Origin of the sequence: Flavobacterium sp. CG_23.5, from assembly GCF_017875765.1 — a bacterium.
Taxonomy (GTDB): Bacteria; Bacteroidota; Bacteroidia; order Flavobacteriales; family Flavobacteriaceae; genus Flavobacterium.
Map to the genome: position 1 here is coordinate 2002368 of NZ_JAGGNA010000001.1, position 24644 is coordinate 2027011.

Genomic DNA, 24644 nt, shown 5'->3' on the forward strand with positions numbered 1-24644 from the left:
AATATGCTACAACTAACTAACTCCGAAGAACAACTGATGGAACATCTTTGGCAACTAGAAAAAGCTTTCATGAAGGATTTGCTCGAAGCATTCCCGGATCCAAAACCCAAAACCACAACCGTTGCCACACTTTTAAAAAGAATGATTGACAAAAAATTCGTTGCCTACAATGAATTTGGAAACTCTCGGGAATATTATCCTTTGGTCAAAAAAACGGATTATTTCTCGAAACACGTCAACGGATTGATTAGTAATTTCTTTAATAATTCGGCATCACAATTTGCTTCTTTCTTTACCACCGAAACCAATTTGTCAGAAAGAGAATTGGAAGAACTCAGAAAAATAATAGATAGTGAAATTCAAAAAAAGAAAAAATGATAGACTTTCTAATTAAATTAACCATTACCTTATTCGTATTACTGGCAGTGTATTATTTGTTTTTGGAAAAAGAAAAAATGCACCTATTCAACAGGTTTTACTTGTTGTTCAGTCTAGTATTTTCATTTGTAGTTCCGTTCATTACAATAGAAGTGATTCAGGAAATAGCGAAAAGTACAGCTGTTCCTGCAAACATTCAAGTACTACAGGGAAGCACACAAATAGTTGAAGAAACAAACTATTTACCCATAGCATTATGGAGTTTGTATGCTTTAGTAACACTGATTTTGGCAATCCGTTTTATTAGCAACGTCATCAAGATTTCGGCAAAAATGAAGTCGAATTCACCAATTGCTTATAAAAACGCCAAATTGATTTTGGTGCCTGAAAAAACACTGCCGCATACTTTCCTCAACTCTATTTTCATCAACGAAACGGATTATAATAATCGAAATATTGAAGCGGAATTATATACCCATGAATTGACGCATGTTACTCAAAAACACACTTTAGACATTTTGTTTATAGAAATCATCAAAACGATATTTTGGTTCAACCCTATTTTTATTTTTTACAAGAAAGCTATACAGCTCAATCACGAATTTCTTGCTGATGAGAAAGTAGTCACATCCTATAAAAACGTTCCGTTTTACCAATCTTTATTACTATCGAAAGCAAACGAGAACCAACCTTTTTACCTGGCCAGTAATTTGAATTATTTAATAACTAAAAAACGATTACTTATGATGACAAAAACCACCTCCACAACGAGAGCATTAGTAAAGAAGGGACTTCTAATTCCTTTATTGACTGTATTAGTATTTTCACTCTGCACAAAAGTAGTAGCTCAAGAAAAAAAAGTAGTAAAGGCTGAGCAGACGAAGACTCAACTTACCGGAATGGAAAAGTATTTTGAAAATACCATTTTCAAAATCAAGGATAAAAATGGAACAATTGTATCCGAAAAAAAATTCAACGAGCTTACCAATCTAGAGAAAAAAAATGTTCCGCCTCCTCCACCTCCAGCAACAAGTAAGCAGGATAAAAATCTCAAAGAAGCAAAAGGACCAACGTCAGTTGAATTGAGTATTTATAACAAAGGAGATGACAAGGCTTACAAAGTACAGGACGCTAAAACGGTCTCCCCTGAAAAAGTAAGGACTAATCAAAGTCAAACTGTTTACGATATCGCTGGACTAACAGAAAAACCAGAATTTCCGGGCGGGATAGTTGAATTCTATAAATTTGTAGGCGAAAATTTCCAAATTTCTAAAGAAGCGTCAGCTAACAAAATAAAAGGAAAAGTATACATCACTTTCATAGTAGAAAAAGACGGGAGCATAACAGATACAAAAATCTTAAGAGACATTGGCTTTAACACAGGCGAAGAAGCAGAAAGAGTGATACGCTTGAGCCCAAAATGGATTCCCGGTAAAATGAATGAGGAACCAGTTAGAACCATGTATAGTTTACCTATAACCGTTCAAACGGCTAAATAGATTTTAAAACAACAAATCCGCTTCATTACGAAGCGGATTCATTGAACTACAATCTAAAAAACTATTAACTAAAATTTTTTATCGGGTTATAACCCAAATATGGCATGGCTTGTTCCTTGAAAACAACACCATATTCTTCTAACTCTTTCAAAATGGGCACATACACTTCTTTACGAATAGGAAGTTGTACGCCTGGGGTTGTAATCTCACCATTTAAAATCAGCAATGTTGCCATGGCAACCGGCAAACCGACTGTTTTTGCCATTGCAGTATACGTTTGGTCTTCGCCAATACAGACCATTTTGGAGTCGATTTGTCTTTTCACACCATCTAATTCATATCCGAATTTATGATACATCACTATCATATCTTTATCTTCGGGTTGTAGTGTCCAACTATCATTCAATATTTTTTCCAGTATTTGTGCCGGAGTGGCATTTTTTAGTCCCACAATTTTTTTGCTGTTGAATAAATCTAATTCTACTAATTTATCCCACATAATGTCGTCCTGATCTATTTTGAGAATCAAACGCACTTTTATTTCAACGGAATCCGTAGGATGATACGGCAAGAAGGAATTTACGAATTTACGATAGCTCATGTGCTCGGAATCTTCCATAACATAACTGTCATCCGTCATTCCCAATTGCACAAACATATTCCAAGCTTTGGAAAAACCTACCCGACGAATTGTACCTCTATATAAAGTAAGAACATCATCTAACCCATAAACACTTCTGTATTTTAAGGAATCTCTATTGGAATACGCTTCAAATCTACCATAGTCTTCTACTTCAAGAAATTCAGTTCTTCTAAACAGATTACAATACGGTATGTATTTATAAGCTCCTTCCTGAATAAACTTGGCAGCACCGCCTTGTCCGGCAAGAACAACGTTACGAGGCGCCCAGGTAAATTTATAATTCCAAAGATTTGTATCAGATTCTGGCGCAACTAGACCACCACAAAAAGATTCAAACAAAAGCATTTTCCCGCCTTTATCACCAATTTCATCAATAATTTTCATGGCGCTCATGTGATCTATTCCAGGATCCAAACCAATCTCATTCATGAAAATAAGATTATTTTCTTTGGCAGCTGCATCTAATTCTTGCATGGCATCACTCACATAGGAAGCCGTAACCATGCTCTTTTTATAAACAATACAATCTCTGGCAACCTCAATATGCAAATGCGCAGGCAACATCGAGATAACAATATCTGCTTTTTGAATCGCTTCTTTCCTTTGATTTTCATCAAAAATATTTAGGTCAATAGGAGTCGCATTGGGGTGATTATTGGTTTTCTTTTGGGCTAATGTCATCGATAAGTCACCAATAATAAGGTGCAAATTCTCTTTTTCAGATTTACTTAGAAGATATTGAATCAACGATGACGCTGATCTTCCTGCCCCAATGATAAGTATTGTTCTCATTTTTCTATAATTATAACACAAACATACAAAATTGTTGTATTTATAACAAATAGCAAACATTAAAACTTAATTTTTTTTCTAAAAAAGAAAAACTAACACTAAAAAAAGAAAATATAGCAATCAAACTCCAAAAAAAGTATCAACCAATATTCTTTCAATTTAGATAGCAATGAGATACTTTTGCAATTAAAATAGAACAAAAAAAAATGGACAAAAAAATAATTTCAACCGGAGCAATTTTTGGAATGATAGCGATAATTCTAGGTGCTTTTGGTGCACATGCCCTAAAAAAAGTACTGTCTGTAGAGCAACTTTCCACTTTTGAGACTGGAGTACGCTATCAAATGTACCATGCGCTATTTTTATTATTTACTGGACTAATGACAGACTTGTCTCAAAAAACGAAGAAAACTATCTATAATTTGGTGCTTTTTGGTGTTATTTTATTCTCAGGATCTATTTATTTATTGGCCACAAATACACTTACTTCTTTTGATTTTAAAGCGATTGGTTTTGTGACTCCAATCGGTGGACTCTTATTAATACTGGCTTGGGGGATATTATTTATTAATATAATCAAGAAAAAACAATAAAACCACGATAATTAAATCCTATCTAAAATATAAGTTCTACTTTTGCAGTCGATAAATTAAACTTCACAATACATAATTTTATGAATAATAACACACCGTTTACGCAATCGATTTCGCTAGAAGACATAGGAATTGAAAACGCAAAGATTCATTACCAATTATCAGCCAACGAATTACACGAAAAGACAATTGCATTAGGTCAAGGAATTGAAATTTCGAACGGCGCTTTAGCAGTTAACACTGGCGAATATACTGGACGCTCTCCTCAGGATCGATTTATTGTCAAAGACAGCATTACTGAGAACCAAGTTTGGTGGGGAAAAGTAAACATTCCGTTTGAACCTAAAGCATTTGATGCTTTATATAAAAAAGTTACGGATTATTTATCAAATAAGGAAGTTTACGTAAGAGATTCTTATGTATGTGCTGATCCTAATTACAGATTAAATGTTAGAGTGGTTACAGAAACTCCTTGGGCAAATTTATTCTGTTTCAATATGTTTTTGAGACCTGAATTAGAAGAACTTGAAAACTTTACAGCAGAATGGACTTTGCTATGTGTTCCTAGTTTCATGGCAGATCCTGCCGTTGACGGAACCCGTCAAAGTAACTTTGCTATTTTAGATTTCACTAAAAAAATAGTTCTGATTGGTGGAACTGGATATACCGGGGAAATGAAAAAAGGAATTTTTTCTGCTTTGAATTTCATTTTACCTGTTTTCAAAAATACATTACCTATGCACTGTAGTGCTAATGTAGGTGAAAAAGGAGATACAGCTATTTTCTTTGGATTATCAGGAACCGGAAAAACAACTTTATCTGCAGATCCAAACAGAAAATTAATTGGAGACGATGAACACGGTTGGACTAATGAAAATACCGTTTTCAATTTTGAAGGAGGTTGTTATGCAAAAGTCATCAATCTTTCCGAAGAAAATGAACCAGATATCTTTAGAGCCATAAAAAAAGGCGCAATTTTAGAGAATGTAATTATAAACAATGACACGAATGAAGTTGATTATGAGGACGTTTCAATCACACAAAACACCCGCGTAAGTTATCCTATTTACCATATTGATAATATCCAACCCGGTTCTATTGGGAAAAATCCTAAAAATATATTTTTCTTAACTGCCGATTCTTTCGGGATATTACCTCCTATTTCGAGACTAACTCCTGGACAAGCGGCTTATCACTTTATTTCAGGATACACGGCAAAAGTGGCAGGAACAGAAGCTGGTATTACGGAGCCTCAACCTAATTTTTCTGCTTGTTTTGGCGCACCGTTTATGCCTTTGCATCCAACAAAATACGCTGAAATGCTAAGCAAAAAAATAAAAGACGCTAATGTAAAAGTTTGGTTAATCAATACCGGATGGACTGGTGGACCTTACGGAACAGGAAGCAGAATGAAACTAAAATACACTCGTGCAATGATTACTGCTGCGTTAAACGGAGAATTGGATGATGTGGACTATGAAAATCACGAAGTTTTTGGAATTGCAAAACCACAATCTTGCCCAAATGTACCCACTGAAATATTAAATCCAAGAAATACTTGGGAAGATCCTGAGTTGTATGATATAAAAGCGGTCGAATTAGCTCAAAAATTTAAAGCCAATTTCGCCAAGTTTGAAGAGTTTGCTAATGCCGAAATTATGGCAGGAGCTCCCTTAGCTTAAGTTAATTTTAATTCAAAAACAAAAAGAGCTGTTCGTAATGAACAGCTCTTTTTATATAGTAGAAAAAGCTAATTAAAATCATATCAACTATTTATACCATTATTTGTTTTTTGGCGTTAAATTTGCAAGCATCAATCAAAATCATCAATCATGTTAAAACATTTTTTCATCCTTTGTTCCGGAGCCGACAAAGAACTCCTTGAAGGCTGTTCCGAAGGCGAACAAACCAAATATGTTGGTATTGGCGCCACTGTTTTTTTTACTGCCGTTATGGCTTTTATTGCAAGTGCTTATGCCTTGTTTACCGTTTTTGACAGTATCTATCCCGCTTTACTTTTTGGATTGGTTTGGAGTTTACTCATCTTTAATTTGGATCGTTTTATCGTTTCCACTATTCGAAAAAGAGACAAGTTCGGAAGTGAATTTCTACAAGCAACTCCCCGAATTATTTTGGCAGTTATCATTGCCATTGTGATTTCTAAACCATTAGAAATTAAAATTTTCGAAAAAGAAATTAACACCGTTTTATTGAAAGAAAAAAACGCAATGGCTTTGAACAACAAAAAAGAAATTGCCAGTTATTTCAAATCGGATTTAGATAAAAACAAAACCGAAATCGATAGCTTAAAATCGGATATTACTAAGAAAGAAAAGGAAGTGAATACGCTTTATGAAACTTACATTACAGAAGCCGAAGGTACAAAAGGCACTATGAAATTGGGGAAAGGTCCCGTATTTAAAGAAAAAATTGCCAAACATAGCTTGGCTACTGCCGAACTCGATACTATTAGAAAAAACAACTTGGCAAAAATTGCCGAAAAGGAGAAAAAATCTAAAACGCTACAAGCTGATTTAGATAAAAAAGTAACCGAAACCCAACCGATCATTGATGGTTTTGACGGTTTAATGGTGCGAATAAACGCATTAGACAAATTGCCATGGATTCCTTCATTCTTCATCATGTTGCTGTTTTTAGCCATTGAAGCTTCCCCAATAATTGCCAAACTTTTATCTCCAAAAGGCGAATATGATTATAAACTGGAAGATCTAGAAACAGCGCTGAAAGCAACTTTGGAACAAGATAAATACCAAAGAGGCTTGTTAGTAAAAACAAGTGCTGCTATGCACGATAAAGTCTATCAAGACATTGCTCAAGACAAGAATTTATATGACTTGCAACGCAAGAAAGCGACGGAATTACTGGAATTGCAAGCACATAACTTTGTAGAAAAGCAGAAGAAAACACTTTAGTTTTTAAGTTAAAAAGTCGAAAGTCTTAAAGTCAGGATACGAGTTCCTTCTTTAAGACTTTCAACTTTACGCCTTTCGACTATTTTACATATGACTCAAAATCTCTTTTTTGAAAACATCATATTCGCCTTGCAAAATCAATCCATTATCCAATAATCTTTTATAATTCTGTAATTTTTCAAAAAGTTCATCTTGTGACAAATTGCTTAAGCCGATTTCCTTTTGATTTTCAACAGGAGGACTGAACTCTTCGGGTTCCATATTAAAAGGCGGAGGTGAAATTGGCATTATTTCAGAGAAACTGGTAACTTCTTCGGTTTCCATTTCTTCAACAAAATCTTCGTCTAAAATCACAGCATCTTGAATTTCTTCAACAGTTGGTTGATTTGTAACTGTTCCACTTTTTAAAATATCCAATTGCTCTTTGGCATAAGTGAAAATTTTTCTTGCTTGAATTTTTGGAATATAATCAATCGAAACTTGCATATCCGTTTTGGTGGAAAACGAAAATTCAGAGCCTAAAATATTTTCTTTAACAAAAGTACCTTCAATTTGATCCCAAGTATAATCCGTAAAATCCATAGAAAGTCCTAGGTTTTTAGGCTGACAAATAATAATTCGCTTGTTTGTCAATACAATACTATCCGGAAAAACGGTCAGTGCAGGTTTTTTCTGAACAGCGATATAACCAATTTCTTCGTTTTTCATCAATAAATCATTCAATTTTGAAGTGATTTTTTCAATGGCTTTCGGATCTTGTTCTTCGTTCAGGAATTTTTTAAGTTGTTCTTTCATTTTTATGCTGAATTTATTTCAGTATCTGTTTATTATTTATGTTCAAATTGCATCGCAAAAGTAATGCCTAATTTTCTAATTCAATAATTTCGGTTTGCAATTTCTTTGTTAAACTTTTGAAAACCAATTCGTAGGAATGATCGATCAATCCTTTGACAACACTATCCGAAACATCTTTAATTATATTTACCGTGTTCCAATGAATTTTACTCATATGAAACCCAGGTTTAATATCATCGTATTGCGCCCTCAATTCCTCTGCTTTATCTGGATCGCATTTCAAATTAACCGATGGTTCGCCTTTTTCCCATTGACTTAAAGATGACAAAGCAAACATCTTACCTCCCACTTTAAAAACTAAGGTATCTTCATCAAAAGGGAAATGTTCCGTCACTCCTTTTTTAGAAAGGCAATATTCGTAGTATGTTTCTAGGTTCATTAATTACTGTTTTCCAATTAATCCCAAATGTGTGTATTTAAAACCTTTTTCATATTTCAATCCGTAACCCAGCATTCTATCGAACGACGAATGAGCAAATAGAATTACTCCAGCCAGCTGAATTTCATTCTGATGAAAGTATATTCCAATTAAATAGATGATTATAGCAATTCCTCTATGATGGAATAAATTGTAGCTGAATGCACCTGTTTTATTTCCAAAAACATAGCCAACCATAGAAAAGTCCGGTGCTAAAATCAACGTGAAAAACCACCACCAAGGATAATTTAAAATACTAAAAAAATAAATCCCAAGTAACAACAATCCCAATTCTTCCAGTTTAATAATTGTTTTCATTCGATAATTTTTTCCATTAATTTTTCGGGATTCGCTAAATGCTTGAAACCAAATTTTTGATATAAAAAATGCGCATCAGACGTGGCAAGCCTCCAAATTTTTACCTTTTTTAGCATCGGCTCACTCATCATATTTTCGATCAAAATTGACGAATATCCTTTCCCGCGATGTTCCTCTGTAATAAATACATCCATTAAATAAGCAAAAACCACATAATCTGTAATAACACGTGCAAATCCGATTTGCTTGTTATCGAGGTAAATTCCAAAACAAAAAGAATGATCGATAGTAGTTTGCACTTCTTCAATGGTTCGTCCTGCGGCCCAATAAATATCCTTCAAAAAATGTTGGATAAACGGAATATCGAGCTTATTTTTATCGGTTGAAACGGTAATCATATTTTATACAAAATTGGTTTACTTGGACTCGCATCATTCTCAAACGAAGCAATTTGCAAATTCAACAAATAACTTCCGTCTTGCACTTCATTCGGAACAAAAATCATTTCAGTAATAGTTGCTTCCAATCTTGCATCTTCATTCAAATTATTAACGTCTTTTACATTCCAAAAAGCTTTATGCGCCAATAATTTTCCTTCATCATGTTCTTTATCCACACTTGGCAAATCAATCAGCAAATGTTGTATTTTGCTTTCGCAAATGAACCGCGCAGCAACTTCATCCAGATAAGGCGGATTGGTATTGGAATATTTTAAATGTTTTTTGGATTCTAAATTGGGCAACGTTCTAATTATTATTGCTTCTGGGGTTTTTCCATTCAAGGCTTTTTCAATCTGAATTTTAGTAATCACCCAATCTTCCCCATGTAATTCCGGTTCTACCGAGACCAATTCCGCCAAGAAGAAAAACTGTTTCAACGATTGATTTATGCTGTAAAACTCTCGTGTAATGTGGCCCAGACATTCCGTGTGAGTCCCGTGACCGTGCGGATTAAAGAAAATATTATTGAAATTAGTGGAAGCTCCTTTTTTCACGCTTCCAATCCAATTGTCAAAAACTACGGGTTCAATTATCGGTTTATCAATATACCAAGCAATTGGATTTTCATCTGTATTCGTTAATGGAATCGAAATATCAATAGGTTTTGATAGGTCTACTTGATATTTATTATCGATAATTGCTAGCATAATTATTTAACCACAAAGGGCATTAAGATTATCACCAAGATCACAAAGCATAGTGGAGTTTGTGCCATCTTTGCGTACTTAGTGGTTATATTTTATTCCAAATTTAAATAAAATAAATCCGATGCAATTCCATCTGTCAAAAACTTTCCTTTTTTGGTGGTTTTTAAAATATTATTTTCAATGAAAAGCAAATTGTCATTCAAAAACTTCTGACTTTGTTTAAAAAGATAATCCAAAAATTCCTTTCCAAATTCCTTTTCAATTCTATCCAAAGAAACACCCCAAATTGTTCGCAACCCCGTCATAATATACTCGTTATATCGATCCGCAATCGAAAGAATTTCTATTTCGTTAGGCAACTTATCTTCCTGAATGGATTTTAAATAAAGAGAATTGTTAGAAACATTCCAACTTCGGGAAACGCCATCATAACTATGCGCCGAAGGACCAATTCCAATATATTTTTTTCCTAACCAATACGCCGAATTATTTTTGGAGAAGTAATTTTCCTTTCCAAAATTCGACAATTCATAATGAATGAAATCATTGGCTTCGAGCGTTTCCACCAAAATAGCAAAATGTTCTTGGGCAACTTCATCTTTAGGCGCGGCAATTTTTCCCGTTTGAATCAGTTTGTTCAAAGCCGTTTTAGGTTCCACCGTCAAGGCATAACTCGAAATATGCGGAATCCCAAAACTCAGAGCGGTTTCTATATTTTGCTTCCATTTTTCGTTGCTCGTTCCTGGAATTCCGTAAATAAAGTCAAGAGAAATATTATCGAAATACTTTGTTGCTTCTTCTAAGCATTTTTTGGCTTCCGTCGAATTATGAGCGCGGTTCATCAATTGTAAATCGTCTTCAAAGAAAGACTGGATTCCAATGCTTAACCTATTGATTTTACTTTTAGACAATTCAATTATTCGTTCACTTGACAAATCATCAGGATTCGCTTCAAGCGTGATTTCAGGATTTTCTGAAACAGAATAGCTATTATAAACTGCAGCAATCAGAAAATTAATCTCTTCAGAAGTTAAAACCGAAGGAGTTCCACCACCAAAATAGATAGTTTCAATCATTTGATTTTCAGACTCATTTTTGCGCATTTCAATTTCTTTGACAATAGCCAAAACCATCTCTTCTTTCTTCTTCATCGAAGTAGAAAAATGAAAGTCGCAGTAGTGACATGCCTGCTTGCAAAAAGGGATATGAATGTAGATTCCTGACATAAATTATCTTTAACTTAATTTGATTATTAAAACCATCGGTAACAGTATACTTAATAACATAAAAACAAACCCAAAAAATTTATCAGCAAAAAGACTTACATCTCCTGAATAAAATAATTCTCGTTGTGGAATTTTTGGATCTCTTCTCTTTCTTGCCCAAAAAGGAATTAACATTAACCTGTAAAGCAATAACGAATATATGGGACAAAACCACAATAATATAAAGTTTGGCGAAGTGCTTTTATCATTGCTCATTTCAAAAAAAGATAGGATCGAAATTAAAATAGCGAAACTAAATATTATTAAAAATGGCATTCTCTCTCTCAATACTTTCCTACTAATTATAAAAATTAATGGAATAAACAATAAACCAATAAATGAGAACTCTTTAAACATTATTACGAGATTTTTTATAAGTATTATAATTACAAAATGAAAACTATTTTTTAACTCGTTCTTCGTTTTGTTTTACAAAAGCGTCCCAACCGGTATAACTTTTGGTGCCAGTCACTTTTCCCGAATTGAAAAAATGACAAACTGCTGCTGCCAAACCATCCGTGCTATCAAGATTTTTAGGTAATTCTTTCAGTCCTAAAAGTTGCTGCAGCATTTTAGCGACTTGTTCTTTACTGGCATTTCCGTTTCCGGTAATCGCCATTTTTATCTTCTTGGGTTCGTATTCAGTAATAGGAATATCTCTCGAAAGTCCTGCTGCCATGGCCACACCTTGTGCACGTCCCAACTTCAACATCGATTGCACGTTTTTACCAAAGAAAGGCGCTTCAATTGCAATTTCATCTGGATTGTGCGTGTCAATTAACTCAATGGTACGTTCAAAAATGATTTTCAGTTTTTGATAATGATTGTCATATTTAGATAATTGCAATTCATTCAATTGCAAAAATTCCATTTTTTTATTGACAATTTTTATCAATCCAAAACCCATAATCGTCGTTCCGGGGTCAATTCCTAATATGATACGTTCGTTTGCCAAGTTGATTTGTTTCAGGTTTAAAGTTTCAGGTTTAAAAGTTTATTCGTTATTTTACACCTTAATTATTCCCCTTCGGGGGCTAGGGGACTTATGATTACAATTCCACACAAAACTAAACAATTCCTCGTTCTTATAATCAAAATTTTGATTGTGGGCGGTGCCTTTTATTTTATTTACAATCAACTTGCCAATAACGACAAGCTCGATTGGCAGAAATTCCTTGTTTTGTTCCAGAAAAACCAATCAACTGGGGGAATCGCCTTTATTTTATTTTTCAGTTTTTTGAATCGATTTTTTGAAATCTTGAAATGGCAAAATTTGGTTCATTTTATCCATAAAATATCTATCGGCGAAGCCACTAAACAAGTTCTTGGCGCATTGACTGCCGGACTATTTACACCTAATGGTGTAGGAGAATATGCCGGAAAAGCTTTGTTTTTTGAAAAAAAAGACACTAAAAATATCCTTTTTTTAAACCTGATTTGCAACGGAATCCAAATGATTTTGACCGTTATTTTTGGAGTTTTCGGCTTATTGTATTTCAATGCAAAGTACAATGTGATTACTACAAAAACCGTGGCATTGCTATTTGGAATGCTATTACTCCTATTCGTTGTTTTATTTTTGGTTAAAAAAATCGCAATCAAAGGCTATTCTATCGAAAAACTAATTATTAAGATTAATGAAATTCCAAAATCAATTCATCAAAAAAATATCTTTTTGGGAGTTTGTCGCTATCTGGTTTTTTCACACCAATATTATTTCTTGTTTTTGGCTTTCGATGTTCATTTCCCTTATTTAATTATGATGTCGTGTATTTCGAGTGTATATTTCTTAGCGTCTTCCTTGCCTACTTTTCAGTTTCTAGACTTTGCTGTGAAGGGAAGTGTAGCCGTTTATTTTTTCGGGATTCTAGGCATAAATGAATGGATTGTAATTTTTATTTCGACGTTAATGTGGTTTCTCAATGTGGTTTTACCAGTACTTATTGGGAGTTATTATGTGTTGAATTTTAAAAGCCCCCTAACCCCCAAAGAGGGAATCACAAAGGAGATTAATTTAACTCCTAAAGAATGATTACCTTAATTTTAAGTGCGATTGTAATAGTTTATCTTTTTACTATTTGCTTTTTGATTTATGGCTTCACCAAAGTAAATACTGTTGATTACATTGGCTTAAAGCCAATAAATAAATTCTCGATTATTGTTCCTTTTCGGAATGAGGCCGAAAATTTGCCTATTTTGTTAGATAGTTTATCCAAGTTAAATTATCCGATGGAATTGTTTGAAGTTATTTTGGTGGATGATTTTTCCCAAGAAGAGTTTAAAGTTCAAAGTTTAAAGTTTAAAGTTTCGGTCATAAAGAACATTCGGGTTTCTAACTCCCCTAAGAAAGATGCGATTGTGACCGCGATGCAAATCGTAAAAACGGACTGGATCATTACTACCGATGCAGATTGTCAGGTCAATAAGAACTGGTTACTGACATTGGATAATTACATTCAGCTTCACAATACTTCGATGATTGCAGGAGCTGTGACTTATGATTGCAAAAGTTCGTTTCTGCATCATTTCCAGCAATTAGATTTGGCGAGTTTACAAGGCACTACTTTCGGGAGTTTTGGTTTGCGAAAAGGATTTATGTGCAATGGCGCGAACTTCGCTTATACCAAATCATTATTTTTATCACTAAATGGTTTTGAGGGAAATAACAAAATTGCAAGTGGCGATGACGTTTTCCTACTGCAAAAAGCAATTTCACGTTTTCCGGAAAAAGTACATTATTTGAAATCTGAAAACAATATTGTCATCACAAAACCATTGAATGATTGGATATCTTTGTTTTATCAAAGAGTGCGTTGGGCTTCAAAAACGAGTTCGTATGAAAGTAGTTTTGGAAAAGCTTTAGGTTTAGTCGTGTTTGGAGGGAATTTGAGTTTGATTTTAGCTGTTTTTTTATGGATTTCTGGTTATGTTACTTTGCATAACGTCTTTTTCTTATGGCTGTCAAAATTTGTTATTGACACTATTTTGATCCAAAAGTCCCACTTATTTTTGACCAAAAAAAGAATGCGGTATTTAATTATGAGCAGTTTTTTCTATCCGTTTTTCAGCGTAAGCGTAGCTTTATATTCGCTATTTGGGAAATACGAATGGAAAGGGAGACGATTCTAGATTTTTTATTTCAGATCTATGCAGAACGATACCTCTTGTTTTCACAAATGCCCTAGCCCAGATGGAAACGGCATCCTTTTACTTTTTGATTAAAAAAGAAAAAGATATAGTGAACAGCTGGAAATAGCTCCTAGAAAAACTATTCCACTTTAAGAATAACGGGAAGTATAAACTGCGTTTTTACTGGAATTCCACGTTTGATGGCTGGATTTACTTTTGGAAAATCGACCAAACGCGCCTGAAGAATGCTATCGATTTTTACTTTATCGTACGCCACCGAATCTTTAGGAAATTGGGGTTCGAATTTGATAGTGGAATTAGGAAAAACAGTGACTTTCACCTGAATGGTATCCAATTCCGGATAGCGAACGGATAGCGTATCTACGCTCAATTTTTGCTGAATAAGCTGGGTTAAAACCTCAAAAAAACATTGTTGACGCTGTGTTTTATTATCTATTTTTTCACAATCTGCGACTGATGGGTATTCGTCGACTTCTTTCCAATTGATTGTTTTCAATTCCTTTCGCAACAATTCCTTTTCTGAAGGAACTTGCTTGTCGAAATATTGACAGGAATTGAAAAGTATAAGTGTTAATAAAAGGTAATATTGCTTCAAGATTAAGATTTTGAATGGGACTAATATTTTATAAAAATACAATTATTTTTTTTGAGAAGCCTTATACCGCAAATAATCTTCATAGGACTCCGCAAACCACTTCTTTTTATTTTCATCGGCAATTTGTTTTTGGTCGGGATACAAAGCGGCTAAACGATCAGAGAAAACAGCAATTTGAATGGTATAGTTATAGAATTCTGTTCTGGTCAATAATAATTTTGTGTCTGATTTCTTTTCGAAAAATTCAAAAAAAAGATGATCGAACTCTTTTAGGGAATAATTTAATACTTTTACTTTATTCACCCTGTACAAAGAGTCTTTTAAAAGATCGTCCTTACCGGTTGTCTTTGTTTCTTGCGCAATTAAAGTGCCCAAAGAAAGCGTGAAATAGAGTAAAATGGAACAGGTTAAAATTATTTTTCTCATATTCGTTTACTAAATAAGTGTTTCTTTAATGTTTTCAAAAATACTAAAAATTAATTTATGGATTTACTGCTTTTGACTTTAGGTTTTATGTGCATGATTTTAGGAGTTTTTGGGAGTTTTTTGCCGGTTCTACCTGGCCCAAGCATTAGTTGGATTGGGTTGGTTTTGCTTTATTTCACCAATGCCATTGCAGCAAATTATTGGATTTTAGGAATAACTTTATTGATTACTATTATTATTTCTGTGTTGGATTATGTGATTCCGGCCAAAGGCACTAAAAAATTTGGTGGAAGCTCATATGGAATTTGGGGAACTAATATTGGTCTAATCATTGGGATTTTGGCTCCTATTCCTTTCGGATTTATAATTGGACCTTTTGTCGGTGCCTTTGTGGGTGAACTAATTTATTCTAAAAACCATAAACAGGCTTTTAAAGCTGCAACAGGTTCATTTTTGGGCTTCCTAGCTTCTACGTTCATGAAATTTTTAGTTTGTATGATGTATTTGGGATTGTTTCTGGGAATTGTCTGGCAATATAAGCTGGAGTTGTTTTAAATATAGCAACTGAAAAAGCCTTTCCTTCGAAAGACTTTTTTATACTAGTCTCATTTTTGGAACGAGAGGACTCGAACCCGTCTCGTCCCAAAAGACGAGATGACATGCACGTATTTTAACCAAGGAGAAAATCCCTTAACAACCTCTCTATCGAAGCGACATTCAACTTTTTCAATCGCAATTCCTCTTTCAAAGCTAATGTTTTCGTTTCAAATTCTTTAAAATAAACCAAAACCCATGGACCTCTACCTGATGTATATCTGCTCAAGCTATTATTATGTTCAAAAACACGTTTTTCAACATCTTGAGTAAATCCTTTATAAAATATACCTTGCTCATTTTTAATTATATAAACGAAATACATAGCGGTGCTGATTAAAATTATTAAATACAAAAAAAGCCTTTCTGTTACGAAAGGCTTTCCCAAATATTAGTCTCGTTTTTGGAACGAGAGGACTCGAACCCGTCTCGTCCCAAAAGACGAGATGACAGGCAGGTATGCTAACCAACTTCAAAAATTATTTAACAACCTTTCTATCGAAGCAACATTCAATTTTTTCAATCGCACTTCCTCTTTTAAAGCTAATGTTTTAGTTTCAAATTCTTTAAAATAAACCAAAACCCATGGACCTTTACCTGATGTGTACCTGCTAAAGCCATTATTATGTTCAAAAATACGTTTCTCAATATCTTGAGTGAATCCTTTATAAAATATACCTTGTCCATTTTTAATTATATAAACAAAATACATAGCACTGCTGATTAAAATTATTAAACACAAAAAAACCTTTCTGTTACGAAAGGCTTTCCCCAATATTAGCGGTCTGGACGGGACTCGAACCCGCGACCCCATGCGTGACAGGCATGTATTCTAACCAACTGAACTACCAAACCAATATTTTTAATCTATAACAATCTAATTCTGAACTCCCGATTTAGACTCGAACCCGTCTCGTCCCAAAAGACGAGATGACAGGCATGTATTCTAACCAACTGAACTACCAAACCAATATTTTAATCCATAACAATCTAATTCTGAACTCCCGATTTGGACTCGAACCCGTCTCGTCCCAAAAGACGAGATAACAGGCATGTATTCTAACCAACTGAACTACCGAACCTGCTGTTTTATTGCGGTGGCAAAGATACAATAGATTTCCATTTATACACAGATAAGATGCAAAATCTTCACCCAAATGTTATATAACAAAATATCCAACTTCTTTAAATCAAAAAAGCCATCCGTAGGTTCTAAATAAATTTAGAAACATTGGAAAGCTTTTCATTGGTCTAACTACTAAACCCGGTCAGCTTACAAGACTGACCAAAACAACACAACTAGCTTTAGATACCTTTTATGGGGCAAAAAAGCCTTTCTGTTACGAAAGGCTTTCCCCAATATTAGCGGTCTGGACGGGACTCGAACCCGCGACCCCATGCGTGACAGGCATGTATTCTAACCAACTGAACTACCAAACCTGCTGCTTTATTGCGGTGGCAAAGATACAATAGATTTCCGTTTACGCAAGTGTTTCTAGAAGAAATATTGAATAAAATTTTAACCTATTATCCAAAGTTTTGTTTTTCAACTAAGTATGTCGTTAAAATATTTTCAAAACTTTCGCCAACACTCACCGGAATGTACTTTATTCTGTTTTGCGCACAAGTTAATGCTAGTTTTCTAAAATATTTTTCGGTCTGTTTTTCGTATTCCTGTTTCACATTATCGGCAAAAATAGCCACTTCTTCTCCAGTTTCCACATCAATAAACTTCCTTGGAGCATTATCAAAATCAAAATTCAGTTCCGTTTTGTTATCAACCACATGGAATAAAACCACTTTATGCTTATTATGTTTCAAATGTTGTAAGGCATTAAACAGCGCTTCTTCTTTCCCAGACTGAAACATATCCGTAAACAAAATAATCATGGAACGACGGTGAATCTTTTCTGCGATTTGATGTAAAAAGGTAATTGTATCGGTACTTTTTTTAGTTGTTGGTTTTTCCAATAAGTTTTCAAGGGCATTCAATATCATTCGATGGTGACGATCACTGCCTTTTTCAGGAGCGTAATACTCATAAGTGTCCGAAAACACGCTTAGTCCTATCGCATCGCGTTGCTTCTTTAACAAATTCATTAAAACCGCCGAAGCCAAAACGGAGAAACCTATTTTGTTTTCAAAAAAAGCTTGCTTGTCTTTTAATTTGGGATAATGCATCGAGGAGGAATTGTCAATAATAATATGACAACGCAAATTCGTCTCTTCTTCAAAACGTTTGGTGTACAAGCGATCAGTCTTTGCAAACAATTTCCAATCGATATGCTTGGTACTTTCTCCTACGTTATAGACTTTGTGCTCGGCAAATTCAGCCGAAAACCCATGAAACGGACTTTTATGCATCCCCGAAATAAAACCTTCCACCACCTGATTGGCTAGCAATTCCAAATGCTGAAAGCTGGAAATTTTCTCTATTTGCGATTCGATCTTCATATCTCAAATATAGTAAAAGATGAAATAATTAAAAAATTAAAAGATTAAAGAAACATAACTAAATCTGGAAGCCGAAATAAATTCAGTTTAAACCAAAAAAAAGGCTTGACTTTCGCCAAACCTTTCATATGAATAAATATCAGATTCTATATAAATCATAATCTACCGATTACAACAACGCGTCTAAACTATCAGCGTAGGTTTGTTTCGGAGCAACTCCTACTTGTTTTCCTACTACTTCTCCGTTATGAAAAACCAAAACCGTTGGGATGTTTCTCACTCCGTATTTTGCAGCAAATTCTTGGTTCGCGTCAACATCAACTTTCCCTATTACCACTTTACCCTCGTATTCCGTACTAAGTTCGTCAATGATTGGACCAACCATTCTACAAGGTCCACACCATGCTGCCCAAAAATCTACCATTACTGGTTTGTCTGATTTCAAAACTACTTCTTCAAAAGTAGCGTCTGTTATTGCTAATGCCATATTATATTTTTGTTTAAAGTTTAGTTTAAAGTTTCACGAACCTCAATTACAACGCAAATTTAGATATTAAAAACAAACCAAACACCATTCTCAAATTAGTTTTGATTATAAATGTATTGTCAATAGTTATTTGAAGCTATTTCCTGCTGTACAATGGGTCTTTTAAACTGTCCCGAACTGTCAGGACAGTGTAAAAGGATTCCTCCCGAAACTTCGGGGCCATCACGGCTACAAAACCAAAACCAATAAACATCATCTTTAACAAATCCAATCAAAAAAAAAGGCTGTCTTTTCAGACAACCTTTCATATGTGTAACTCCAATAACGTTTTATTACAAACTGTATTTAAGACCAAGAGTTAATCCAACACCACTAATACTGATGTATGAACTTAAATCATCTGTTGGTTTATTTTTATCAAAACCAGCTGCATTAGTTGACATATTGTTAGAAGTACTATTGATTTGATTTGAATAATTAGTATGGATGTCAGATTGAGTTCTAGTAGCCATCGCATCCGCGCCATTCATAGTAAATTCAGTAGTTTCTTTTGTTTTACCATGTACTGTAAAATTACGGTACTCTACTTCTCCAAACGCAGATAAGTTTTTTCCTAATTTATAAGAAGTACCTAAAGCTGCCATAAAACCTACCGTTGGGTTTGGTTTAACCTTATCAACGCTATGAACTGCAACCGTAGTAGTAGCACTAGTTGGAATTATTGCGTCAGTCTTAATAGTTAAAGTACCATTAACAGGAACTATAACACCTACTTTTGAATATGTTTCAAATCCTTTAACTTCTCCTAAAAACAAAACAAGAGCTGGAGCTAGATCTAAAGCTTTAACTTGTCCGTCTGATTTTAATACTGTAGTATTTTGAGAGATAGTTTGCACCATTGTTTTACTATTACTATTGTAATAATTGATTCCCATTTCTACACCTAAACGATCAGTAAAACGATACCCAACATTACCTCCGTAACGAAAACCTTCTCCAAAAGATCCTGTAACGCTTTCTCTAGAATTTAATTTACCACCAACATAAACATCTTTATTGGCTGCTCTTCCTCCTACGGTAGGAAATTCAGTTGCGGTAGCTTGCGTGAAGTATGAAGCTCCCAATTTAAAATACCAACTTTCTTTCTTGCTTTCTTTCTTATCAGTTTGGCCCATCATAGTCAACGAGCAAGCCATAAATCCTAATAATAATAAATTCTTTTTCATAATATTATATTAATTAATTTACACCAAATTTAAATCAATTTCACATAACATTTGACAACACTTTAGCAATATCACTAGCAAATCATTACAGTATTTATTATTTTAACTGTAATATTATATTTACAGATTTATTTTTAACTAAATGAAAAGAATAAAATCTAAAATTTAACACCAAAACCCTAATTCAACTTAAAATTAATCTGCATTTTTTCTAATTCAAACAATAACTCGTTCGAAATCTTAATTTTCAGTTTTCTACTTGGCATCGACAATTTAGTGACCACCTTTATTTCTTCAATTTCGGTTACCGTACTGGTTTCGGGAATTTCCAAAACCCCCGATTCTGAATCTTCATTCTCTTCTACAAAATCTACGTCTTCACTTTCAATAACAACAGCTGCTGAAGCTACGATGCGTCTTGTTTTTTCCAATTCCATGATTTCAAAAGTCACTTGATTATCTCCCTTGTTTTCTGAAAAAAGATGACTGAGTTTATGAATAAATTCGGTTTTCAAATCAGTAATATTTAATAAAACAACTAGCTTTTTGGCAAAAATACCCAATACATCCTGCAACTGTTTCGCATCCGTAAACTGCATTCTTGGTTCCGATTTTTTCCCACTATCTTTATTAACCCATCCGTCTTTTATCAGGATTTTAAAATAAACAAAATTATTAGGAAGTAAGTAACGGTGAAAATTCAAATACTCTTCATTAAATATTTTAAATTCAAAACTTTCGTCAAAACCTTCTAAGTTAAAAATCGCCCATTCCTTACCATTTTTGGCTATTCGTCTTTGCACATTAGAAACAATCCCTCCAAAAGCAAGGGTTTTCCCCACGTGGGACTCCATATTTTTAAGCATCTCCAATTTCGAATTGCAGAAATATTTCATTTCAAATTTAAAATCATCCAGCGGATGTCCCGAAATATAAATTCCAACAACCTCTTTTTCTTTGGCCAATTTTTCCATCGTACTCCAATCCTCGCATGGCGGCACAACTGGTTCCGCAATTTGCACTTCGCTGGCATCTCCGAATAAACTCACCTGCGACGAATTTTCATTTTCCTGATACTTAGAACCATACCGAATCGCTTTTTCATAAAAAGTAATTCCATCACCGTCATCATGAAAATATTGCGCTCTGGTTGTATTTCCAAACGAATCAAAACCACCGGCCAACGCCAGATTCTCTAATGCTTTTTTATTCGCCGCACGCAAATCAATGCGTTTGGTCAAATCAAAAATCGATTTGTATTTTCCATCTTTTCTTTTCTCAACAATAGTAGCCACTGCACCGGAACCCACTCCTTTTATAGCGCCCATTCCAAAACGCACTGCATAATCGTCATTTACAGTAAATTTATAAAACGACTCATTCACATCTGGTCCCAAAACTTGCAACCCCATGCGTTTACATTCCTCCATAAAGAATGAAACCTGCTTGATATCACTCATATTATTCGACAAAACCGCAGCCATATATTCGGCGGGATAATTAGCCTTCAAATAAGCTGTTTGGTATGCAATCCAAGCATAACAAGTAGAGTGTGATTTGTTAAAAGCGTATTCTGCGAAGGCTTCCCAGTCTTTCCAAATTTTCTCCAGTTTATCTTCGGCATGACCTTTGGCAGCAGCCTGACTGATAAATTTGGGTTTCATTTTGTCCAAAACGTCCTTTTGTTTTTTCCCCATCGCTTTACGCAAAACATCGGCATCACCTTTGGAGAAATCCGCCAGTTTTTGGGACAAAAGCATAACCTGTTCTTGATAAACGGTAATCCCGTAGGTATCTTTTAGTAATTCTTCACAGGCATCCAAGTCATAAATAATTTCCTCTTCGCCATTTTTTCGCTTGACGAAACTAGGGATATAAGCGATCGGTCCCGGGCGATACAAAGCATTCATCGCAATCAAATCGGGAAAAACTGTAGGCTTCAATTCCTTCATGTATTTTTGCATTCCCGGACTCTCATACTGAAAAATCCCCACTGTTTCTCCACGCTGAAAAAGCTCGTAAGTCTTTAAATCATCGATAGGAAACGTGTCTGGATCGAGATCGATCCCATTTCGGTATTTCACTAATTTAACCGTATCTTTTATCAAGGTTAGGGTTTTCAAACCCAAGAAGTCCATTTTCAACAAACCCGCCGTTTCTACCACCGAGTTATCAAACTGGGTTACATATAAATCCGAATCTTTGGCGGTGGCAACAGGAACAAATTCGGTAATATCACTGGGAGTAATAATCACTCCACAGGCGTGAATTCCGGTATTTCTTAAATTCCCTTCCAGAACTTTTGCTTGCTGAATAGTTTCACCACTCAAACCACTTTCGTTGGCCAGCGCAATTAATTCTTTTATTTTATCAAATTCCTCCGGACGAACCGCCTTCTTTATTAAGGCATCATCTTCACTCAAGAACCGGGCAAGATTCCATTTTCCGGGCATCATCCCGGGAATTAATTTGGCAATTTTATCGGCTTCAAATAAAGGTAAATCCAGTACACGAGCCGTATCTCGAATGGCTGATTTAGTCGCCATTTTACCATAAGTGATAATTTGAGCCACTTGTTTCGAACCGTATTTCCGAATCACATAATCCATGACACTGCTACGTCCTTCATCATCAAAATCGATATCAATATCGGGTAGTGACACACGATCCGGATTCAGGAAACGCTCAAAAAGCAGGTTATATTTTAAAGGGTCTATATTCGTAATTTTCAAACAATACGCCACCACGGAACCCGCTGCAGAACCCCGACCAGGACCTACTGAAACCCCCATACTTCGCGCTTCGGCAATTAAATCCTGTACAATCAGGAAATATCCCGGATAACCCGAATTAGAAATTGTCAATAATTCAAAATCCAGTCGTTCCTGAATTTCTTCTGTAATTTCAGGATATCTTCTATTTGCACCTTCAAAAGTAAGATGTCTTAAATACGCATTCTCTCCTCGAACGCCTCCATCAACAGCGTCTTCGGGAATTTCAAACTCGGTTGGAATTTCAAATTTGGGCAACAAAACTTCGCGCGCTAAATCGAAAATTTCTATTTTATCGACAATTTCGGAAATATTCGAAATCGCTTCCGGTAAATCGTTGAAGAGCTTTTTCATCTCATCACCCGACTTGAAATAATATTCTTGGTTGGGTAATCCGTAACGATAACCACGGCCACGGCCTATTGGCGTCGTTTGTTTTTCGCCATCACGCACACAAAGCAAAATATCGTGTGCATTTGCATTTCCTTTATCTATATAAAAAATATTATTAGTCGCAATTAGCTTCACATCATGCTTTCTTGCCAAAGAAATCAATGAGGTATTCACTCGATTTTCATCCTCTTGATTGTGACGCATCAACTCGATATAAAAATCTTCTTTGAATTCATCTTTCCACCAAAGCAAAGCTTCCTCTGCTTGGTTTTCACCAAGATTTAAAACCTTATTTGGAATTTCACCATAAAGATTACCGGACAAGACGATGATATCCTCTTTGTATTGCTGAATGACTTTTCGGTCGATTCTTGGTACATAATAGAACCCTTCCGTATAAGCAATAGAAGACATTTTGGCCAAATTATGATAGCCTTTTTTGGTCTTCGCCAAAAGTACTATTTGGTAACCATTATCCTTAACCGACTTGTTTTTATGGTCTTCGCAAACAAAAAATTCGCAACCTACAATAGGTTTCATAGGAACTTCGGTAGGTTCTTCACCGTTTTCAATCGCTGTTTTATTCTTGGCTTCGGCGGCTTTGTTATGGTACAATATATCCCGTACAAAATGAAAAGCTCCCATCAAATTGGCATGATCGGTCATGGCCACCGCAGGCATTTTTTGTTGCGCTGCCGCTTTGACCAATGCCGCAATACTAATGGTAGATTGTAACACCGAAAATTGTGTGTGATTATGCAAATGCACAAAAGGCGCATCTACAAGTACTTTTTTATTCTCTGAAAGTGCTGCCTTTGAAACTGCTGGCGCTTGCTTTTCTCCAAACTGCTGACGAATTTTATCAGAAGCTTCTTTGAGATTAATGTGTTTTAAGCCAATAAGCTTTATCTCGGCTGGATTCCTGTTTTGAAAGTCTTTGAAATAACCAACCTCAACATCAAGCTCTTCTTTGGTGAAAATTTCACGTCGGATTAATTCCAAGAAACAACGCGTAGTTGCCTCCACATCGGCAGTGGCGTTGTGCGCTTCGCCAAAAGGTTTATTAAAAAGATAAGAGTGTAATTCAGTAAGTGTTGGCAATTTGAATTTTCCTCCACGGCCACCAGGCAATCTTAATAAGGAAGCAGTAACTTCGGTACAAGTGTCTAGAATAGGCATTGAACTCATAATAGAATCAACGCCCATTCTGTAAAATTCGCAACCCATAATATTGATGTCAAAACCTAAATTCTGACCTACAATATATTTGGCTTTGCCTAAAGCAATATTGAATTTTTCCAAAACTTCACTCAAAGAAATTCCCTCGGCTTCGGCCAATTCCGTAGAGATTCCGTGAATTCTTTCGGCATCATACGGAATATTAAATCCTTCGGGCTTGACCAAATAATCCTGATGCTCGATGAGTTTTCCCATATCATCGTGCAACTGCCAAGCGATTTGAATACAACGCGGCCAGTTGTCCATATCAGAAATGGGTGCGCCCCAACGCTTTGGTAATCCTGTAGTTTCGGTATCGAATATTAAGTACATATCTGGAATTGAAGTGTTTGTAATTGTTCAAAATCACAAAAATTGAATTTCAAATTTAGGTTTTTTTACTCTAAAAAAAGAGGTGAGTTATTAACAATCCAAAGAAATTATAATAGAATTATTTTGCTTGACAAAGTTAAAATCAAAATTTGGATT

The 24644-nt window shown here is 34.9% G+C and carries 24 protein-coding genes and 2 tRNA genes; 8 read left to right on the forward strand and 18 right to left on the reverse strand.

Annotation, left to right across the window (positions count from 1 at the left end):
* Positions 1 to 3 precede the first annotated feature (3 nt).
* Positions 4 to 378, forward strand: coding sequence for a BlaI/MecI/CopY family transcriptional regulator (locus H4V97_RS08560; RefSeq protein ID WP_196848878.1), 375 nt, complete (start codon positions 4 to 6; stop codon positions 376 to 378).
* On the forward strand, positions 375 to 1877 hold the full coding sequence (locus H4V97_RS08565) for an energy transducer TonB (protein ID WP_209549464.1): 1503 nt from the start codon (positions 375 to 377) through the stop codon (positions 1875 to 1877). Before H4V97_RS08560 ends, H4V97_RS08565 begins: the two co-directional genes overlap by 4 nt.
* A 64-nt stretch (positions 1878 to 1941) precedes the next feature.
* On the opposite strand, the gene H4V97_RS08570 is transcribed toward H4V97_RS08565, so the two are convergent.
* Positions 1942 to 3312, reverse strand: a complete 1371-nt coding sequence (locus tag H4V97_RS08570) for a saccharopine dehydrogenase family protein (protein WP_209549465.1) — start codon at positions 3310 to 3312, stop codon at positions 1942 to 1944.
* 206 nt (positions 3313 to 3518) lie between these two features.
* Between H4V97_RS08570 and H4V97_RS08575 the strand changes: the two genes are divergently transcribed.
* The 3 genes from H4V97_RS08575 (at position 3519) to H4V97_RS08585 (ending at position 6838) form a co-directional block, all read left to right on the forward strand.
* On the forward strand, positions 3519 to 3905 hold the full coding sequence (locus tag H4V97_RS08575; protein WP_209549466.1) for a DUF423 domain-containing protein: 387 nt from the start codon (positions 3519 to 3521) through the stop codon (positions 3903 to 3905).
* Positions 3906 to 3985: 80 nt separating this feature from the next.
* Positions 3986 to 5587 (forward strand): phosphoenolpyruvate carboxykinase (ATP), encoded by a 1602-nt coding sequence (gene pckA / locus H4V97_RS08580; protein ID WP_209549467.1) that lies wholly within the window; start codon positions 3986 to 3988, stop codon positions 5585 to 5587.
* A 150-nt stretch (positions 5588 to 5737) separates the two neighbouring features.
* Positions 5738 to 6838, forward strand: a complete 1101-nt coding sequence (locus H4V97_RS08585; protein WP_209549468.1) for a DUF4407 domain-containing protein — start codon at positions 5738 to 5740, stop codon at positions 6836 to 6838.
* Positions 6839 to 6922: 84 nt separating this feature from the next.
* Here H4V97_RS08585 and H4V97_RS08590 read toward each other — a convergent pair whose 3' ends face one another.
* The 7 genes from H4V97_RS08590 to ruvC form a co-directional block, all read right to left on the reverse strand.
* Positions 6923 to 7633 (reverse strand): PH domain-containing protein, encoded by a 711-nt coding sequence (locus H4V97_RS08590; RefSeq protein ID WP_209549469.1) that lies wholly within the window; start codon positions 7631 to 7633, stop codon positions 6923 to 6925.
* 67 nt (positions 7634 to 7700) lie between these two features.
* A complete protein-coding gene (locus tag H4V97_RS08595; protein ID WP_209549470.1) occupies positions 7701 to 8072 on the reverse strand; it encodes an MmcQ/YjbR family DNA-binding protein in 372 nt (123 codons plus the stop codon).
* Positions 8073 to 8075: 3 nt separating this feature from the next.
* A complete protein-coding gene (locus H4V97_RS08600; RefSeq protein WP_209549471.1) occupies positions 8076 to 8429 on the reverse strand; it encodes a DUF4260 domain-containing protein in 354 nt (117 codons plus the stop codon).
* Positions 8426 to 8827 carry a GNAT family N-acetyltransferase gene (locus H4V97_RS08605; protein ID WP_209549472.1) on the reverse strand — a complete coding sequence of 134 codons (402 nt, stop codon included), beginning with the start codon at positions 8825 to 8827 and terminating at the stop codon, positions 8426 to 8428. Before H4V97_RS08605 ends, H4V97_RS08600 begins: the two co-directional genes overlap by 4 nt.
* Positions 8824 to 9576 carry a cyclase family protein gene (locus tag H4V97_RS08610; RefSeq protein ID WP_209549473.1) on the reverse strand — a complete coding sequence of 251 codons (753 nt, stop codon included), beginning with the start codon at positions 9574 to 9576 and terminating at the stop codon, positions 8824 to 8826. The genes H4V97_RS08605 and H4V97_RS08610 overlap by 4 nt, the downstream gene beginning before the upstream one ends.
* A gap of 92 nt (positions 9577 to 9668) precedes the next feature.
* Positions 9669 to 10802, reverse strand: a complete 1134-nt coding sequence (gene hemW / locus H4V97_RS08615; protein WP_209549474.1) for a radical SAM family heme chaperone HemW — start codon at positions 10800 to 10802, stop codon at positions 9669 to 9671.
* 439 nt (positions 10803 to 11241) lie between these two features.
* Positions 11242 to 11796, reverse strand: coding sequence for a crossover junction endodeoxyribonuclease RuvC (gene ruvC, locus H4V97_RS08620; protein ID WP_209549475.1), 555 nt, complete (start codon positions 11794 to 11796; stop codon positions 11242 to 11244).
* Positions 11797 to 11886: 90 nt separating this feature from the next.
* Between ruvC and H4V97_RS08625 the strand changes: the two genes are divergently transcribed.
* Both H4V97_RS08625 and H4V97_RS08630 read left to right on the forward strand, forming a co-directional pair.
* Positions 11887 to 12873 (forward strand): lysylphosphatidylglycerol synthase domain-containing protein, encoded by a 987-nt coding sequence (locus tag H4V97_RS08625; RefSeq protein ID WP_196848859.1) that lies wholly within the window; start codon positions 11887 to 11889, stop codon positions 12871 to 12873.
* Complete coding sequence (locus tag H4V97_RS08630; RefSeq protein ID WP_410505220.1) at positions 12873 to 13970, forward strand: glycosyltransferase family 2 protein; 1098 nt, start codon at positions 12873 to 12875, stop codon at positions 13968 to 13970. The genes H4V97_RS08625 and H4V97_RS08630 overlap by 1 nt, the downstream gene beginning before the upstream one ends.
* Positions 13971 to 14109: 139 nt before the next feature.
* On the opposite strand, the gene H4V97_RS08635 is transcribed toward H4V97_RS08630, so the two are convergent.
* Positions 14110 to 14586, reverse strand: a complete 477-nt coding sequence (locus H4V97_RS08635; protein WP_196848856.1) for a hypothetical protein — start codon at positions 14584 to 14586, stop codon at positions 14110 to 14112.
* A gap of 42 nt (positions 14587 to 14628) precedes the next feature.
* Entirely contained in the window at positions 14629 to 15012 is a 384-nt protein-coding gene (locus H4V97_RS08640; RefSeq protein WP_209549477.1) for a hypothetical protein, read from the reverse strand.
* Between the two features lie 57 nt (positions 15013 to 15069).
* On the opposite strand from H4V97_RS08640, the gene H4V97_RS08645 reads away from it, so the two are divergent.
* Positions 15070 to 15567, forward strand: coding sequence for a DUF456 domain-containing protein (locus H4V97_RS08645; protein ID WP_209549478.1), 498 nt, complete (start codon positions 15070 to 15072; stop codon positions 15565 to 15567).
* 115 nt (positions 15568 to 15682) lie between these two features.
* Here H4V97_RS08645 and H4V97_RS08650 read toward each other — a convergent pair whose 3' ends face one another.
* The 8 genes from H4V97_RS08650 to dnaE form a co-directional block, all read right to left on the reverse strand.
* The gene (locus H4V97_RS08650) at positions 15683 to 15931 is read right to left on the reverse strand and encodes a GIY-YIG nuclease family protein (RefSeq protein WP_196848851.1); all 249 of its coding nucleotides are present in this window, start codon (positions 15929 to 15931) and stop codon (positions 15683 to 15685) included.
* Between the two features lie 147 nt (positions 15932 to 16078).
* Positions 16079 to 16318, reverse strand: coding sequence for a GIY-YIG nuclease family protein (locus H4V97_RS08655; protein ID WP_196848849.1), 240 nt, complete (start codon positions 16316 to 16318; stop codon positions 16079 to 16081).
* Between the two features lie 69 nt (positions 16319 to 16387).
* Positions 16388 to 16461 (reverse strand) — tRNA-Asp (locus H4V97_RS08660).
* 511 nt (positions 16462 to 16972) lie between these two features.
* Positions 16973 to 17046: transfer RNA gene (locus H4V97_RS08665), tRNA-Asp, on the reverse strand.
* 87 nt (positions 17047 to 17133) lie between these two features.
* On the reverse strand, positions 17134 to 18060 hold the full coding sequence (locus H4V97_RS08670) for a DUF58 domain-containing protein (protein WP_209549479.1): 927 nt from the start codon (positions 18058 to 18060) through the stop codon (positions 17134 to 17136).
* 169 nt (positions 18061 to 18229) lie between these two features.
* Positions 18230 to 18547 (reverse strand): thioredoxin, encoded by a 318-nt coding sequence (gene trxA, locus H4V97_RS08675; protein WP_072945763.1) that lies wholly within the window; start codon positions 18545 to 18547, stop codon positions 18230 to 18232.
* Positions 18548 to 18879: 332 nt separating this feature from the next.
* Positions 18880 to 19773, reverse strand: coding sequence for an outer membrane beta-barrel protein (locus tag H4V97_RS08680; protein ID WP_209549480.1), 894 nt, complete (start codon positions 19771 to 19773; stop codon positions 18880 to 18882).
* A gap of 179 nt (positions 19774 to 19952) precedes the next feature.
* Complete coding sequence (gene dnaE, locus H4V97_RS08685) at positions 19953 to 24488, reverse strand: DNA polymerase III subunit alpha (RefSeq protein WP_209549481.1); 4536 nt, start codon at positions 24486 to 24488, stop codon at positions 19953 to 19955.
* Between the last annotated feature and the right edge of the window lie 156 nt (positions 24489 to 24644).

Excerpts from the sequence above, each read along its gene's own strand:
- H4V97_RS08560 (WP_196848878.1), top strand. The coding sequence starts at position 4 with ATGCTACAACTAACTAACTCCGAAGAACAACTGATGGAACATCTTTGG.
- H4V97_RS08565 (WP_209549464.1), top strand. The coding sequence starts at position 375 with ATGATAGACTTTCTAATTAAATTAACCATTACCTTATTCGTATTACTG.
- H4V97_RS08570 (WP_209549465.1), bottom strand. The coding sequence starts at position 3,312 with ATGAGAACAATACTTATCATTGGGGCAGGAAGATCAGCGTCATCGTTG.
- H4V97_RS08575 (WP_209549466.1), top strand. The coding sequence starts at position 3,519 with ATGGACAAAAAAATAATTTCAACCGGAGCAATTTTTGGAATGATAGCG.
- pckA (WP_209549467.1), top strand. The coding sequence starts at position 3,986 with ATGAATAATAACACACCGTTTACGCAATCGATTTCGCTAGAAGACATA.
- H4V97_RS08585 (WP_209549468.1), top strand. The coding sequence starts at position 5,738 with ATGTTAAAACATTTTTTCATCCTTTGTTCCGGAGCCGACAAAGAACTC.
- H4V97_RS08590 (WP_209549469.1), bottom strand. The coding sequence starts at position 7,633 with ATGAAAGAACAACTTAAAAAATTCCTGAACGAAGAACAAGATCCGAAA.
- H4V97_RS08595 (WP_209549470.1), bottom strand. The coding sequence starts at position 8,072 with ATGAACCTAGAAACATACTACGAATATTGCCTTTCTAAAAAAGGAGTG.
- H4V97_RS08600 (WP_209549471.1), bottom strand. The coding sequence starts at position 8,429 with ATGAAAACAATTATTAAACTGGAAGAATTGGGATTGTTGTTACTTGGG.
- H4V97_RS08605 (WP_209549472.1), bottom strand. The coding sequence starts at position 8,827 with ATGATTACCGTTTCAACCGATAAAAATAAGCTCGATATTCCGTTTATC.
- H4V97_RS08610 (WP_209549473.1), bottom strand. The coding sequence starts at position 9,576 with ATGCTAGCAATTATCGATAATAAATATCAAGTAGACCTATCAAAACCT.
- hemW (WP_209549474.1), bottom strand. The coding sequence starts at position 10,802 with ATGTCAGGAATCTACATTCATATCCCTTTTTGCAAGCAGGCATGTCAC.
- H4V97_RS08625 (WP_196848859.1), top strand. The coding sequence starts at position 11,887 with ATGATTACAATTCCACACAAAACTAAACAATTCCTCGTTCTTATAATC.
- H4V97_RS08640 (WP_209549477.1), bottom strand. The coding sequence starts at position 15,012 with ATGAGAAAAATAATTTTAACCTGTTCCATTTTACTCTATTTCACGCTT.
- H4V97_RS08645 (WP_209549478.1), top strand. The coding sequence starts at position 15,070 with ATGGATTTACTGCTTTTGACTTTAGGTTTTATGTGCATGATTTTAGGA.
- H4V97_RS08650 (WP_196848851.1), bottom strand. The coding sequence starts at position 15,931 with ATGTATTTCGTTTATATAATTAAAAATGAGCAAGGTATATTTTATAAA.
- H4V97_RS08655 (WP_196848849.1), bottom strand. The coding sequence starts at position 16,318 with ATGTATTTTGTTTATATAATTAAAAATGGACAAGGTATATTTTATAAA.
- H4V97_RS08670 (WP_209549479.1), bottom strand. The coding sequence starts at position 18,060 with ATGAAGATCGAATCGCAAATAGAGAAAATTTCCAGCTTTCAGCATTTG.
- trxA (WP_072945763.1), bottom strand. The coding sequence starts at position 18,547 with ATGGCATTAGCAATAACAGACGCTACTTTTGAAGAAGTAGTTTTGAAA.
- H4V97_RS08680 (WP_209549480.1), bottom strand. The coding sequence starts at position 19,773 with ATGAAAAAGAATTTATTATTATTAGGATTTATGGCTTGCTCGTTGACT.
- dnaE (WP_209549481.1), bottom strand. The coding sequence starts at position 24,488 with ATGTACTTAATATTCGATACCGAAACTACAGGATTACCAAAGCGTTGG.